The organism is Escherichia sp. WS547, assembly GCF_046486065.1.
Taxonomy (GTDB): Bacteria; Pseudomonadota; Gammaproteobacteria; order Enterobacterales; family Enterobacteriaceae; genus Escherichia; species Escherichia coli.
Genome location: NZ_JBJQMA010000045.1, coordinates 1 through 16079, shown reverse-complemented (window position 1 = coordinate 16079; position 16079 = coordinate 1). Strand labels below are relative to the sequence as shown.

Here is a 16079-nt window from a genome sequence, read left to right as displayed (position 1 = left end):
AGCGCGGTGGTCCCACCTGACCCCATGCCGAACTCAGAAGTGAAACGCCGTAGCGCCGATGGTAGTGTGGGGTCTCCCCATGCGAGAGTAGGGAACTGCCAGGCATCAAATAAAGCAAAAGGCTCAGTCGGAAGACTGGGCCTTTTGTTTTATCTGTTGTTTGTCGGTGAACACTCTCCCAACCAGGACAAATCCGCCGGGAGCGGATTTGAACGTTGCGAAGCAACGGCCCGGAGGGTGGCGGGCAGGACGCCCGCCATAAACTGCCAGGCATCAAATTAAGCGAAAGGCCATCCGTCAGGATGGCCTTTTTGCGTTGGTGAAAAAAATGCCGGGTGCGACGCTGGCGCGTCTTCTCCAGCCTGGGCAGGCACGGCAGGGGCAGCTTATTCCCCCACATACGCCAGATTCAGCAACGGATACGGTTTCCCCAAATCGTCCACCTCAGAGCGTCCCGTAACCTTAAAACCCATCTTCTTATAGAACCCAACAGCCTGCTTATTTTGCTCATTAACATTGGTTGTCAGTTCCGGTGCCATCGAGAGCGCATGTTCCACCAGCATCCGGCCCACGCCACAACCGCGCGCATCAGGATCGACAAAAAGTGCATCCATATGCTGCCCACTTAACAACATAAACCCAACCGGCCGATCCCGCTCATTAACCGCGACCCACAACGGCGCTTCCGGCAGGAAGGAACGCACCAGCTCTTCCAGCTCGGCCCGATACTCTGCTGATAAAAAATCGTGAGTGGCATCGACAGAGCGACACCAAATCGCAACGAGTTCCTCCCCTTCCTCATGCCGTGAGCGGCGAATACTAATAACCATTTTCTCTCCTTTTCGTCATTCTTATATTCTAACGTAGCCTTTTCCTTGAAACTTTCTCACCTTCAACATGCAGGCTCGACATTGGCAAATTTTCTGGTTATCTTCGGCTATCTGGATGTCTAAACGTATAAGCGTATGTAGTGAGGTAATCAGGTTATGCCGATTCGTGTGCCGGACGAGCTACCCGCCGTCAATTTCTTGCGTGAAGAAAACGTTTTTGTGATGACAACTTCTCGTGCGTCTGGTCAGGAAATTCGTCCACTTAAGGTTCTGATCCTAAACCTGATGCCGAAGAAGATTGAAACTGAAAATCAGTTTCTGCGCCTGCTTTCAAACTCACCTTTGCAGGTCGATATTCAGCTGTTGCGCATCGATTCCCGTGAATCGCGCAACACGCCCGCAGAGCATCTGAATAACTTCTACTGTAACTTTGAAGATATTCAGGAACAAAACTTTGACGGTCTGATAGTTACCGGCGCGCCGCTGGGCCTGGTGGAGTTTAATGATGTCGCTTACTGGCCGCAGATCAAACAGGTGCTGGAGTGGTCGAAAGATCACGTCACCTCGACGCTGTTTGTCTGTTGGGCGGTCCAGGCCGCGCTCAATATCCTCTACGGCATTCCTAAGCAAACCCGCACCGACAAACTCTCTGGCGTTTACGAGCATCATATTCTCCATCCTCATGCGCTTCTGACGCGTGGCTTTGATGATTCATTCCTGGCACCACATTCGCGCTATGCTGACTTTCCGGCAGCGTTGATTCGTGATTATACCGATCTGGAAATTCTGGCGGAGACAGAAGAAGGGGATGCCTATCTGTTTGCCAGCAAAGATAAGCGCATTGCCTTTGTGACGGGCCATCCCGAATATGATGCGCAAACGCTGGCGCAGGAATTTTTCCGCGATGTGGAAGCCGGACTGGACCCGGATGTACCGTATAACTATTTTCCACATAATGATCCGCAAAATACACCGCGAGCGAGCTGGCGTAGTCACGGTAATTTGCTGTTTACCAACTGGCTCAACTATTACGTCTACCAGATCACGCCATATGATCTACGGCACATGAATCCAACGCTGGATTAATCTTCTGTGATAGTTGATCGTTAAGCGATTCAGCACCTTACCTCAGGCACCTTCGGGTGCCTTTTTTATTTCCGAAACACACCTCAGCAGGTGAATAAATTTTATTCATATTGTTATCAATAAGTTATCAAGTATTTTTAATTAAAATGGAAATTGTTTTTGATTTTGCATTTTAAATGAGTAGTCTTAGTTGTGCTGAACGAAAAGCGCACAACGATCCTTCGTTCACAGTGGGGAAGTTTTCGGATCCATGACGAGGAGCTGCACGATGACTGAACAGGCAACAACAACCGATGAATTGGCTTTCACAAGGCCGTATGGCGAGCAGGAGAAGCATATTCTTACTGCCGAAGCGGTAGAATTTCTGACTGAGCTGGTGACGCATTTTACGCCACAACGCAATAAACTTCTGGCAGCGCGCATTCAGCAGCAGCAGGATATCGATAACGGAACGTTGCCTGATTTTATTTCGGAAACAGCTTCCATTCGCGATGCTGACTGGAAAATTCGCGGGATTCCTGCGGACTTAGAAGATCGTCGGGTAGAGATTACCGGCCCGGTTGAGCGCAAGATGGTGATCAACGCGCTCAACGCCAATGTGAAAGTCTTTATGGCCGATTTCGAAGATTCACTGGCACCAGACTGGAACAAAGTGATCGACGGGCAAATTAACCTGCGCGATGCGGTTAACGGCACCATCAGCTATACCAATGAAGCAGGCAAAATTTATCAGCTCAAGCCCAATCCAGCGGTGTTGATTTGTCGGGTACGCGGTCTGCACTTGCCGGAAAAACATGTCACCTGGCGTGGTGAGGCAATCCCCGGTAGCCTGTTTGATTTTGCGCTCTATTTCTTCCACAACTATCAGGCACTGTTGGCAAAGGGCAGTGGTCCCTATTTCTATCTGCCGAAAACCCAGTCCTGGCAGGAAGCGGCCTGGTGGAGCGAAGTCTTCAGCTATGCAGAAGATCGCTTTAATCTGCCGCGCGGCACCATCAAGGCGACGTTGCTGATTGAAACGCTGCCCGCCGTGTTCCAGATGGATGAAATCCTTCACGCGCTGCGTGACCATATTGTTGGTCTGAACTGCGGTCGTTGGGATTACATCTTCAGCTATATCAAAACATTGAAAAACTATCCCGATCGCGTCCTGCCAGATAGACAGGCAGTGACGATGGATAAACCCTTCCTGAATGCTTACTCACGCCTGTTGATTAAAACCTGCCATAAACGCGGTGCTTTTGCGATGGGCGGTATGGCGGCATTTATTCCGAGCAAAGATGAAGAGCGCAATAACCAGGTGCTCAACAAAGTAAAAGCGGATAAATCGCTGGAAGCTAATAACGGTCACGATGGCACATGGATTGCCCACCCAGGCCTTGCGGATACGGCAATGGCGGTATTCAACGACATTCTCGGCTCCCGTAAAAATCAGCTTGAAGTGATGCGCGAACAAGACGCGCCGATTACTGCCGATCAGCTGCTGGCACCTTGTGATGGTGAACGCACCGAAGAAGGTATGCGCGCCAACATTCGCGTGGCTGTGCAGTACATCGAAGCATGGATCTCTGGCAACGGCTGTGTGCCGATTTATGGCCTGATGGAAGATGCGGCGACGGCTGAAATTTCCCGTACCTCGATCTGGCAGTGGATCCATCATCAAAAAACGTTGAGCAATGGCAAACCGGTGACCAAAGCCTTGTTCCGCCAGATGCTGGGCGAAGAGATGAAAGTCATTGCCAGCGAACTGGGCGAAGAACGTTTCTCCCGGGGGCGTTTTGACGATGCCGCACGCTTGATGGAACAGATCACCACTTCCGATGAGTTAATAGATTTCCTGACCCTGCCAGGCTACCGCCTGTTAGCGTAAACCACCACATAACTATGGAGCATCTGCACATGAAAACCCGTACACAACAAATTGAAGAATTACAGAAAGAGTGGACTCAACCGCGTTGGGAAGGCATTACTCGCCCGTACAGCGCGGAAGATGTGGTGAAATTACGCGGTTCAGTCAATCCTGAATGCACCCTGGCGCAACTGGGCGCGGCGAAAATGTGGCGTCTGCTGCACGGCGAGTCGAAAAAAGGCTACATCAACAGCCTCGGTGCACTGACTGGCGGTCAGGCGCTGCAACAGGCGAAAGCGGGTATTGAAGCAGTCTATCTGTCGGGATGGCAGGTAGCGGCGGACGCTAACCTGGCGGCCAGCATGTATCCGGATCAGTCGCTCTATCCGGCAAACTCGGTGCCAGCTGTGGTGGAGCGGATCAACAATACTTTCCGCCGTGCGGATCAGATCCAATGGTCCGCGGGCATTGAGCCGGGCGATCCGCGCTATGTCGATTACTTCCTGCCGATCGTTGCTGATGCGGAAGCCGGTTTTGGCGGTGTCCTGAATGCCTTTGAACTGATGAAAGCGATGATTGAAGCCGGTGCAGCGGCAGTTCACTTCGAAGATCAGCTGGCATCAGTGAAGAAATGCGGTCATATGGGCGGCAAAGTGCTGGTGCCAACTCAGGAAGCTATTCAGAAACTGGTCGCGGCGCGTCTGGCAGCTGACGTGACGGGCGTTCCAACCCTGCTGGTTGCTCGTACCGATGCCGATGCGGCGGATCTGATTACCTCCGATTGCGACCCATATGACAGCGAATTTATTACCGGCGAGCGTACCAGCGAAGGCTTCTTCCGTACTCATGCAGGTATTGAACAAGCGATCAGCCGTGGCCTGGCGTATGCACCATATGCTGACCTGGTATGGTGTGAAACCTCCACGCCGGATCTGGAACTGGCGCGTCGCTTTGCACAAGCCATCCACGCGAAATATCCGGGCAAACTGCTGGCTTATAACTGCTCGCCGTCGTTCAACTGGCAGAAAAACCTCGACGACAAAACTATTGCCAGCTTCCAGCAGCAGCTGTCGGATATGGGCTACAAGTTCCAGTTCATCACCCTGGCAGGTATCCACAGCATGTGGTTCAACATGTTTGACCTGGCAAACGCCTATGCCCAGGGCGAAGGTATGAAGCACTACGTTGAGAAAGTGCAGCAACCGGAATTCGCCGCCGCGAAAGATGGTTACACCTTCGTTTCTCACCAGCAGGAAGTGGGTACAGGTTATTTCGATAAAGTGACGACCATTATTCAGGGCGGCACGTCTTCAGTCACCGCGCTGACCGGCTCCACCGAAGAATCGCAGTTCTAACAACCAACGCCCCTTTCCGTAAGGCGAGGGGCGAATTAAGGAGAGGCGATGCCGCGTGGCCTGGAATTACTGATTGCACAAACCATTTTGCAAGGTTTCGACGCTCAGTATGGTCGATTCCTCGAAGTGACTTCCGGGGCGCAGCAGCGTTTCGAACAAGCCGACTGGCACGCTGTCCAGCAGGCGATGAAAAACCGTATCCATCTTTACGATCATCACGTGGGTCTGGTCGTGGAGCAACTGCGCTGCATTACCAACGGCCAAAGCACGGACGCGGCATTTTTACTGCGCGTCAAAGAGCATTACACCCGGCTGTTGCCGGATTACCCGCGCTTCGAGATTGCGGAGAGCTTTTTTAACTCCGTGTACTGTCGGTTATTTGACCACCGCTCGCTTACTCCCGAGCGGCTTTTTATCTTTAGCTCCCAGCCAGAGCGCCGCTTTCGTACCATTCCCCGCCCGCTGGCGAAAGACTTTTACCCCGATCACGGCTGGGAATCTCTGCTGATGCGCGTTATCAGCGACCTGCCGCTGCGCCTGCGCTGGCAGAATAAAAGCCGTGACATTCATTACATCGTTCGCCATCTGACGGAAACGCTGGGGACAGACAACCTCGCGGAAAGTCATTTACAGGTGGCGAACGAACTGTTTTACCGCAATAAAGCCGCCTGGCTGGTAGGCAAACTGATCACGCCTTCCGGCACATTGCCATTTTTGCTGCCGATCCACCAGACGGACGACGGCGAGTTATTTATTGATACCTGCCTGACGACGACCGCCGAAGCGAGCATTGTTTTTGGCTTTGCGCGTTCTTATTTTATGGTTTACGCGCCGCTGCCCGCAGCACTGGTCGAGTGGCTACGGGAAATTCTGCCAGGTAAAACCACCGCTGAATTGTATATGGCTATCGGCTGCCAGAAGCACGCCAAAACCGAAAGCTACCGCGAATATCTCGTTTATCTCCAGGGCTGTAATGAGCAGTTCATTGAAGCGCCGGGTATTCGTGGCATGGTGATGCTGGTGTTTACGCTGCCGGGCTTTGATCGGGTATTCAAAGTGATCAAAGACAAGTTCGCGCCGCAGAAAGAGATGTCTGCCGCTCACGTTCGCGCCTGCTATCAACTGGTGAAAGAGCATGATCGCGTGGGCCGAATGGCGGACACCCAGGAGTTTGAAAACTTTGTGCTGGAGAAGCGGCATATTTCCCCGGCATTAATGGCATTACTGCTCCAGGAAGCAGCGGAAAAAATCACCGATCTCGGCGAACAAATTGTGATTCGCCATCTTTATATTGAGCGGCGGATGGTGCCGCTCAATATCTGGCTGGAACAAGTGGAAGGTCAGCAGTTGCGCGATGCCATTGAAGAATACGGTAACGCTATTCGCCAGCTTGCCGCTGCTAACATTTTCCCTGGCGACATGCTGTTTAAAAACTTCGGTGTCACCCGTCACGGGCGTGTGGTGTTTTATGATTACGATGAAATTTGCTACATGACGGAAGTGAATTTCCGCGACATCCCGCCGCCGCGCTACCCGGAGGACGAACTTGCCAGCGAACCGTGGTACAGCGTCTCGCCGGGCGATGTTTTCCCGGAAGAGTTTCGCCACTGGCTATGTGCCGACCCGCGTATTGGGCCACTGTTTGAAGAGATGCACGCCGACCTGTTCCGCGCCGACTACTGGCGCGCGCTACAAAACCGTATCCGTGACGGGCATGTGGAAGATGTATATGCGTATCGGCGCAGGCAGAGGTTTAGCGTGCGGTATGGGGAGATGGCTTTTTGAGTAAAGTTTCCATCTTATTTTTCTCCGCAATGTATCGAGGGTTATCCGTAAAGCCATAGCTTTCAGCCATCTTATTTAACGTATTAAGGATTAATTCAGCAATAACCCGGTGACCCAATTCAAAAGCCAACTCAAAGGCAGAGTATTTTTGTGGCGCTTTATGTTGCCAAAAATCCATAATATCTTCAGCGGTAAATCCAAACAGGCGCGCATGGTCAGATAAAGCAAGATAAACCGTCTCTACAATGTTTTGTTGTTTATGCTGTATCGCTGAAAACAAACCGGGATATTCATTAGAATTATTTGCCAGGAGGAGGGGCTTCATATTTTTTTTATCGAATTTATACGTATTAAACAGAGTGGGTAATGCGTTAAAAATAGTCTTAATAACGTTCATATGTCCGCGCTGCATGGCCATAAATAAACCCGTGTCGCGCGCAAGACTTTTAGCGGTCAGAAGATCGACAATATCTGAAGCTGAAATGTTAATTTCCTGGGCCAGACAGGGTAATGCTTCGAGAATAACTTTCACGATATCGCTATGTCCATTTTGCATCGCCAGGTATAGTCCTGGGCAACCATAAAAATCCTTTGCCTTCAGGAGATCGAGTACCTGTTCTTTAGTCAAATGACATGTGCGAATTAACAAAGGTAATGCGTCCAAAACAATTTTCAGCATGTCGGCATCACCATTCGCCATAACATGGTATAAAACATGGCTGGATGATCTATTTTTGGCACTCAGGAATTTATACACCTGTTCATTATCTAAATGATGTGTTGCGGCCAGTTTAGGTAAGGCGTTCAGAATCGAGGTTACAACATTTTTATCCTTACGTGATATCGCTAAAAATAATCCAGAAAAACCATTTTTATCTTTTGCCTCCAGAATATGCATGAGATTTTTTTTCGAGAGTAATCCTTCATATCTAGGCTCTGACAGTGAATTGAAAATAGTCTCAACGATATCCGCATTACCATAATTTATAGCCAAATATAAGCCTGGCAGGTTAATACTATTATAGGCAGTCAACATTTCTGTTCTATGTAGTTCTGGCATTTTCTGGAGCTGAATCATCAGTTGCGTAAGTTGGTGATTCTGACCAATTGCCATGAGCAAATTCATCGTTGAAGGTGATAATGGAGGGGTTATTTCATCCACAGATCCTTTTAACATCAATAGCTGTTCTTTCGGAAGTGCTGGAATTATTGCAACAGATTGGTTAATAACATGATCATTTGACCATTTCAGGAGGCTATAATCTACATTCATAAAGTCCATCAGTGAATAGTGTTTAATATCCTCTTTACTTTCGCTCATGATTCTTATTTTATCGTTAGTTACATTTGGATCATAAACCGAGACCACGTAATGGGTACATCCTTCAGTTGTGTTCTTTATTCTTAGCCGGACCGTCAAAGCATGGTTATCCACCAATAATATGGCTGCCATAACACTGATGCCATTTGATTCCATCTTGTCAAAATATGCTTTCATAACTAGCCCGAAATCACCGCAGGCAGCAACGCAACGCCCCTCAGGACGGCTGGAAATCAACGCCAAAGTCTGGTTTTTGCATTTTTTGTTGAAGTGAGTGAGAAATTTTTCAGCTGAAGAGTAATCATCTTGATGGGGTTTGTAATCAACATTCTGATAAATATCATTAATATATTTTGCAGCAATGTGTCGGCATACTATACGGTTTTGGGGTCGCCCCGGAAAATAACATTGACCATTAAGTTTAATTCTTGGAAATTCTTTTTCTTTTCTATCTGATTTTAGATTTAATTTTTGTTTATCAAGAGCGTCTGAGCGTTGAGGTAAAATTTCCATCAGGTATTCTTCAAATATTTGAGCAATGGTTTGAGTGAGTGTCGTGTTTTCATTTTTATTAATTATCGTAATTTCTTTTTTATCAGTCTGTAAGACGGACGTGGAAAACTTAATGACAAAATCCTTGTTACTAAAGATATGACGACCATTTTGTCTACAGTTCTCTGAGAAGCTTTTTAATAGAGGCGTCGCCAGCTCCTTGCCAGAAAATTTATCCTCGAGTTCTTTATAAAACAATTCACTCAGGGTTTGGTGTTCATTTGTCTGGGCTGTATTATTAATATTTGCAGAGAAAGAACTACGAGGAATACGAGTAATCATTTAAATATCTCATTGTTTATTGATGTCTTGAATTTTAACTATCAGAACAGTGAAAAAATTTAATATGATTACAAGTAAAGAAATATCATAAATCGCTCAATCTCATAATGCAGCCGTAAAAGTTTCGGTGGAATGAGATCTTGCGATTTTGTTAATAATTAAGTGGTTTGATGTTTAAAAATAATGCTGAGGTAATAAAAGCGTGTGAAGTGTATGACAATAAGTTATTTTGGCGTCAATGCGATTAACAGACACCCTTATTCTATTGCCAGTCGGGTATGACGGGCAGAATATTGCCTCTGCCCGCCAGAAAAAGTCAGCGCATTCCACCGTACGCCAGCGTCACTTCCTTCGCCGCTTTAATCACCATCGCGCCAAACTCGGTCACGCGGTCATCGGTAATACGTGAAATCGGTCCGGAAATTGAAATTGCGGCAAACGGTTCTCGGTGCTCATCGAAAATACATGCCGCGAGACAACGCAGTCCCAGGGCATGTTCTTCATCATCAAATGAATAACCCCGTTTGCGCGTTTGGGCGAGATCTTCTTTTAAATGCACAGGAGACACCAGCGTCGCGTGGGTATAGGCATGTAAGCCTTTGCGATGCAGTAACTTCGTCACCTGCTCTTCACTTAATTGGGCTAAAAAGGCTTTACCCGCACCGGAAGCATGCATCGGTAATTTACCGCCGATAGGCGCGGACATACGCATCAGGTGAGTACATTGTACCTGATCGATAATAATCGCTTCATGATCGCTTTGATCCAGCACCGCCATATTCACGGTTTCGCCGGACTCTTCCATCAGATTGCGCAGAATAGGATGGACAATGGCTAACAGATTACGACTCTGAAGAAAGCTGCTACCGACCATAAAAGCATGCGCGCCGATCGCCCAGTGTCCAAGTTCGCCAACCTGACGCACAAAGCCCTGCTGTTGCATCGTGGTTAGCAGGCGGTGGGTCGTGGAATTGGGTAACCCGGCTTGTTGCGCCAGCTCCGTGAGTGCCACACTGCCATTGGATTCGGCAATCCACTCCAGTAATTTCAGGCCACGCGTTAAAGACTGAACCTGTCCAGTCGCCGGTGCGGTGGCAACGGCGGGTTTTCTGCCGCGTTTCGCGGGAATGGGTGCGACCATGACAGTCTCCTTTTTCTGTATCGTGGAAATCATTTTCATTTTTATTGTTAGCTAATGCAATAGTTGCTGAACTGATCCGATGAGTTAATGTTGAACAAATCTCATGTTGCGTGGTGGTCGCTTTTACCACAGATGCGTTTATGCCAGTATGGTTTGTTGAATTTTTATTAAATCTGGGTTGAGCGTGTCGGGAGCAAGTGTGAGCAGCAAAGTGGAACAACTGCGTGCGCAGTTAAATGAACGTATTCTGGTGCTGGACGGCGGTATGGGCACCATGATCCAGAGCTATCGACTGAACGAAGCCGATTTTCGTGGTGAACGCTTTGCCGACTGGCCATGCGACCTCAAAGGCAACAACGACCTGCTGGTACTCAGTAAACCGGAAGTGATCGCCGCTATCCACAACGCCTACTTTGAAGCGGGCGCGGATATCATCGAAACCAACACCTTCAACTCCACAACCATTGCGATGGCGGATTACCAGATGGAATCCCTGTCGGCGGAAATCAACTTTGCGGCGGCGAAACTGGCGCGCGCCTGTGCTGATGAGTGGACCGCGCGCACGCCGGAGAAACCGCGCTACGTTGCCGGTGTTCTCGGCCCGACCAACCGCACGGCGTCTATTTCTCCGGACGTCAACGATCCGGCATTCCGCAACATCACTTTTGACCAGCTGGTGGCAGCCTATCGCGAATCCACCAAAGCGCTGGTGGAAGGTGGTGCGGATCTGATCCTGATTGAAACCGTTTTCGACACCCTTAACGCCAAAGCGGCGGTCTTTGCGGTGAAAACGGAGTTTGAAGCGCTGGGCGTTGAGCTGCCGATTATGATCTCCGGCACCATCACCGACGCCTCCGGGCGCACGCTCTCCGGGCAGACCACCGAAGCGTTTTATAACTCTTTGCGCCACGCCGAAGCGCTGACTTTCGGCCTTAACTGTGCGCTGGGGCCAGACGAACTGCGCCAGTACGTGCAGGAATTATCACGGATTGCGGAATGCTATGTCACCGCGCACCCGAACGCCGGGCTGCCCAACGCCTTTGGTGAATACGATCTCGACGCCGACACGATGGCAAAACAGATACGTGAATGGGCACAAGCGGGCTTTCTCAATATTGTCGGCGGCTGCTGTGGCACCACGCCACAACATATTGCCGCGATGAGTCGTGCTGTAGAAGGATTAGCGCCGCGCAAACTGCCGGAAATCCCCGTAGCCTGCCGTTTGTCCGGCCTGGAGCCGCTGAACATTGGCGACGATAGCCTGTTTGTGAACGTGGGTGAACGCACCAACGTCACCGGTTCCGCTAAGTTCAAGCGCCTGATCAAAGAAGAGAAATACAGCGAGGCACTGGATGTGGCGCGTCAGCAGGTGGAAAACGGTGCGCAGATTATCGATATCAATATGGATGAAGGGATGCTCGACGCCGAAGCGGCGATGGTGCGTTTTCTCAATCTGATTGCCGGTGAACCGGATATCGCTCGCGTGCCGATTATGATCGACTCCTCAAAATGGGACGTCATTGAAAAAGGTCTGAAGTGTATCCAGGGCAAAGGCATTGTTAACTCTATCTCGATGAAAGAGGGCGTCGACGCTTTTATCCATCACGCGAAATTGTTGCGTCGTTACGGTGCGGCAGTGGTGGTAATGGCCTTTGACGAACAGGGGCAGGCCGATACCCGCGCACGGAAAATCGAGATTTGCCGTCGGGCGTACAAAATCCTCACCGAAGAAGTTGGCTTCCCGCCAGAAGATATCATCTTCGACCCGAACATCTTCGCGGTCGCAACTGGCATTGAAGAGCACAACAACTACGCACAGGACTTTATCGGCGCGTGTGAAGACATCAAACGCGAACTGCCGCACGCGCTGATTTCCGGCGGCGTATCTAACGTTTCTTTCTCATTCCGTGGTAACGATCCGGTGCGCGAAGCCATTCACGCGGTGTTCCTCTACTACGCTATTCGCAATGGCATGGATATGGGGATCGTCAACGCCGGGCAGCTGGCGATTTACGACGACTTGCCCGCTGAACTGCGCGACGCGGTGGAAGATGTGATTCTTAACCGTCGCGACGATGGCACTGAGCGTTTACTGGAGCTTGCCGAGAAATATCGCGGCAGCAAAACCGACGACACCGCTAACGCCCAGCAGGCGGAGTGGCGCTCGTGGGAAGTGAATAAACGTCTGGAATACTCGCTGGTCAAAGGCATTACCGAGTTTATAGAGCAGGATACCGAAGAAGCCCGCCAGCAGGCTACGCGCCCGATTGAAGTGATTGAAGGCCCGTTGATGGACGGCATGAACGTGGTCGGCGATCTGTTTGGCGAAGGGAAAATGTTCCTGCCACAGGTGGTCAAATCGGCGCGCGTCATGAAGCAGGCGGTGGCCTACCTCGAACCGTTTATTGAAGCCAGCAAAGAGCAGGGCAAAACCAACGGCAAGATGGTGATCGCCACCGTGAAGGGCGACGTCCACGACATCGGTAAAAATATCGTTGGTGTGGTGCTGCAATGTAACAACTACGAAATTGTCGATCTCGGCGTGATGGTGCCTGCGGAAAAAATTCTCCGTACCGCCAAAGAAGTGAATGCTGATTTGATTGGCCTTTCAGGATTGATCACGCCGTCGCTGGACGAGATGGTTAACGTGGCGAAAGAGATGGAGCGTCAGGGCTTCACCATTCCGTTACTGATTGGCGGCGCGACCACCTCAAAAGCGCACACGGCGGTGAAAATTGAGCAGAACTACAGCGGCCCGACGGTGTATGTACAGAACGCATCGCGCACCGTTGGTGTGGTGGCGGCGCTGCTTTCCGATACTCAGCGTGATGATTTTGTCGCTCGTACCCGCAAGGAGTACGAAACCGTACGTATTCAGCACGGGCGCAAGAAACCGCGCACACCACCGGTCACGCTGGAAGCGGCGCGTGATAACGACTTCGCTTTTGACTGGCAGGCTTATACGCCGCCGGTGGCGCACCGTCTCGGCGTGCAGGAAGTCGAAGCCAGCATCGAAACGCTGCGTAATTACATCGACTGGACACCGTTCTTTATGACCTGGTCGCTGGCCGGGAAGTATCCGCGCATTCTGGAAGATGAAGTGGTAGGCGTTGAGGCGCAGCGGCTGTTTAAAGACGCCAACGACATGCTGGATAAATTAAGCGCCGAAAAAACGCTGAATCCGCGTGGCGTGGTGGGCCTGTTCCCGGCAAACCGTGTGGGCGATGACATTGAAATCTACCGTGACGAAACGCGTACCCATGTGATCAACGTCAGCCACCATCTGCGTCAACAGACCGAAAAAACCGGCTTCGCTAACTACTGTCTCGCTGACTTCGTTGCGCCGAAGCTTTCTGGTAAAGCAGATTACATCGGCGCATTTGCCGTGACTGGCGGGCTGGAAGAGGACGCACTGGCTGATGCCTTTGAAGCGCAGCACGATGATTACAACAAAATCATGGTGAAAGCGCTTGCCGACCGTTTAGCCGAAGCCTTTGCGGAGTATCTCCATGAGCGTGTGCGTAAAGTCTACTGGGGCTATGCGCCGAACGAGAACCTCAGCAACGAAGAACTGATCCGCGAAAACTACCAGGGCATCCGTCCGGCACCGGGCTATCCGGCCTGCCCGGAACATACGGAAAAAGCCACCATCTGGGAGCTGCTGGAAGTGGAAAAACACACTGGCATGAAACTCACAGAATCTTTCGCCATGTGGCCTGGTGCATCGGTTTCGGGTTGGTACTTCAGCCACCCGGACAGCAAGTATTACGCGGTGGCGCAAATCCAGCGCGATCAGGTTGAAGACTATGCCCGCCGTAAAGGTATGAGCGTCTCAGATGTTGAGCGCTGGCTGGCACCGAATCTGGGGTATGACGCGGACTGATTCACAAATCTGTCACTTTTCCTTACAACAAACAGGGCGCTCAATGAGTGCCCTGTCTCTTTATTAATATGAAACACTTATACTGGAATCAGGCTGGAATAATCTTAGCCGGAAAAACGAAGGTCAAAAGGCACAGTAAAGATGCCAGTCAGCGTGTTTCCGGTCCTTTGGTCATTCAATTGCTTCAGGAACATATAACGATAAGGAGAACCTGAACTCGTGTTAACGCTGCTTCACCTGCTTTCTGCCGTCGCCCTGCTGGTCTGGGGGACTCATATTGTTCGAACCGGCGTAATGCGCGTCTTCGGCGCGCGTTTGCGTACTGTCCTTAGCCGGAGCGTCGAAAAAAAGCCGCTCGCCTTTTGCGCGGGGATCGGCGTTACCGCACTGGTACAGAGCAGTAATGCCACCACCATGCTGGTGACCTCGTTCGTCGCTCAGGATCTGGTAGCCCTCGCACCGGCTCTGGTGATTGTGCTGGGTGCAGATGTCGGGACGGCGCTAATGGCGCGTATTCTCACCTTCGATTTATCCTGGCTGTCACCATTACTTATTTTTATCGGCGTGATTTTTTTCCTCGGACGCAAACAGTCACGCGCCGGGCAACTGGGCCGCGTCGGTATTGGTCTTGGGTTGATTTTGCTGGCGTTGGAGTTGATTGTGCAGGCCGTAACGCCGATCACCCAGGCAAACGGCGTTCAGGTGATCTTTGCCTCGCTGACTGGCGACATTTTGCTGGATGCGCTGATTGGCGCGATGTTCGCCATTATCAGCTACTCCAGCCTTGCTGCTGTACTGCTGACCGCGACTCTGACCGCTGCAGGCATTATCTCCTTCCCCGTGGCGCTCTGTCTGGTGATTGGTGCTAACCTCGGTTCCGGCCTGCTGGCGATGCTCAACAACAGTGCCGCCAATGCCGCAGCCCGCCGTGTCGCGCTGGGTAGTCTGCTGTTTAAGCTGGTGGGTAGCCTGATTATCCTGCCGTTTGTCCATTTGCTGGCAGAGACAATGGGGAAGTTGTCATTGCCAAAAGCGGAACTGGTGATCTATTTCCATGTCTTCTACAACCTTGTACGTTGCCTGGTCATGCTGCCATTTGTTGACCCGATGGCACGGTTTTGCAAAACGATTATTCGCGATGAACCGGAACTGGATACCCAGCTACGGCCCAAACATCTGGATGTCAGCGCGCTGGATACGCCCACGCTTGCTCTGGCGAACGCCGCGCGCGAAACCCTGCGCATTGGCGACGCCATGGAACAGATGATGGAAGGGTTGAATAAAGTGATGCACGGCGAGCCACGGCAGGAGAAAGAGCTGCGCAAGCTGGCGGATGATATCAACGTGCTCTATACCGCGATTAAACTTTATCTGGCGCGAATGCCAAAAGAGGAACTGGCAGAAGAAGAGTCGCGCCGCTGGGCGGAGATCATCGAAATGTCGCTCAACCTTGAACAGGCCTCCGATATCGTCGAGCGCATGGGTAGTGAAATTGCCGACAAATCGCTGGCTGCAAGGCGAGCATTTTCGCTTGATGGCTTGAAGGAACTGGATGCGCTCTATGAGCAATTGCTCAGTAATTTAAAACTGGCAATGTCGGTTTTCTTCTCTGGCGATGTTACCAGCGCCCGTCGTTTGCGCCGCAGCAAACATCGTTTTCGCATTCTTAATCGCCGCTATTCCCACGCCCACGTCGATCGCCTGCATCAGCAAAACGTGCAGAGTATTGAAACCAGTTCGCTACATTTAGGCTTATTGGGAGATATGCAACGTCTGAACTCGCTGTTTTGTTCAGTCGCTTACAGTGTGCTGGAACAGCCTGATGAAGATGAAGGACGGGACGAGTATTAATACTGCGCCCCTGAAGGCCTGATAAGACGCGTAATGAACTGCACCCCAAATGTTGGACATAATCTGACATCTGAAGGTGCAGTTTATGAAACATTCATTTGAAGTAAAAATTGCCGCTGTAAATCATTACCTGGCCGGTCATGC

9 protein-coding genes and 1 rRNA gene are annotated in these 16079 nt (G+C 50.7%); 7 read left to right on the top strand and 3 right to left on the bottom strand.

Translation table 11 applies throughout. The features are described from left to right. A 5S ribosomal RNA gene (gene rrf, locus ACJHWK_RS23510) occupies nt 1–104 on the top strand; the annotation flags it as partial. A 282-nt stretch (nt 105–386) separates the two neighbouring features. Here rrf and ACJHWK_RS23505 read toward each other — a convergent pair. Beyond that, nucleotides 387–830 carry an acetyltransferase gene (locus ACJHWK_RS23505; RefSeq protein WP_001522136.1) on the bottom strand — a complete coding sequence of 148 codons (444 nt, stop codon included), beginning with the start codon at nt 828–830 and terminating at the stop codon, nt 387–389. A 156-nt stretch (nt 831–986) separates the two neighbouring features. Between ACJHWK_RS23505 and metA the strand changes: the two genes are divergently transcribed. The 4 genes from metA to aceK all read left to right on the top strand — a co-directional run bounded on the left by metA (nt 987) and on the right by aceK (nt 6905). Continuing rightward, nucleotides 987–1916, top strand: coding sequence for a homoserine O-succinyltransferase (gene metA / locus ACJHWK_RS23500; RefSeq protein WP_001122782.1), 930 nt, complete (start codon nt 987–989; stop codon nt 1914–1916). 268 nt (nt 1917–2184) lie between these two features. After that, on the top strand, nt 2185–3786 hold the full coding sequence (gene aceB, locus ACJHWK_RS23495; protein ID WP_001522138.1) for a malate synthase A: 1602 nt from the start codon (nt 2185–2187) through the stop codon (nt 3784–3786). 29 nt (nt 3787–3815) lie between these two features. Continuing rightward, the gene (gene aceA, locus ACJHWK_RS23490; protein ID WP_000857856.1) at nt 3816–5120 is read left to right on the top strand and encodes an isocitrate lyase; all 1305 of its coding nucleotides are present in this window, start codon (nt 3816–3818) and stop codon (nt 5118–5120) included. A gap of 48 nt (nt 5121–5168) precedes the next feature. Continuing rightward, nucleotides 5169–6905 carry a bifunctional isocitrate dehydrogenase kinase/phosphatase gene (gene aceK / locus ACJHWK_RS23485; RefSeq protein WP_001522142.1) on the top strand — a complete coding sequence of 579 codons (1737 nt, stop codon included), beginning with the start codon at nt 5169–5171 and terminating at the stop codon, nt 6903–6905. Here aceK and espL4 read toward each other — a convergent pair. Together espL4 and iclR are read right to left on the bottom strand one after the other, a co-directional pair. After that, nucleotides 6874–9060: a type III secretion system effector EspL4 gene (gene espL4 / locus ACJHWK_RS23480; RefSeq protein WP_170886382.1), complete on the bottom strand. Its 2187-nt coding sequence runs from the start codon at nt 9058–9060 to the stop codon at nt 6874–6876. The two genes, aceK and espL4, sit on opposite strands and share 32 nt — an antisense overlap. A 316-nt stretch (nt 9061–9376) precedes the next feature. Beyond that, nucleotides 9377–10201 (bottom strand): glyoxylate bypass operon transcriptional repressor IclR, encoded by an 825-nt coding sequence (iclR, locus tag ACJHWK_RS23475; RefSeq protein WP_000226403.1) that lies wholly within the window; start codon nt 10199–10201, stop codon nt 9377–9379. Nucleotides 10202–10400: 199 nt separating this feature from the next. Here iclR and metH point away from each other — a divergent pair, with 199 nt between their 5' ends. Both metH and ACJHWK_RS23465 read left to right on the top strand, forming a co-directional pair. Continuing rightward, the gene (gene metH, locus ACJHWK_RS23470; protein WP_000096041.1) at nt 10401–14084 is read left to right on the top strand and encodes a methionine synthase; all 3684 of its coding nucleotides are present in this window, start codon (nt 10401–10403) and stop codon (nt 14082–14084) included. Between the two features lie 219 nt (nt 14085–14303). Beyond that, nucleotides 14304–15935, top strand: coding sequence for a Na/Pi cotransporter family protein (locus ACJHWK_RS23465; RefSeq protein ID WP_000956830.1), 1632 nt, complete (start codon nt 14304–14306; stop codon nt 15933–15935). The last annotated feature ends 144 nt before the right edge of the window (nt 15936–16079 follow it).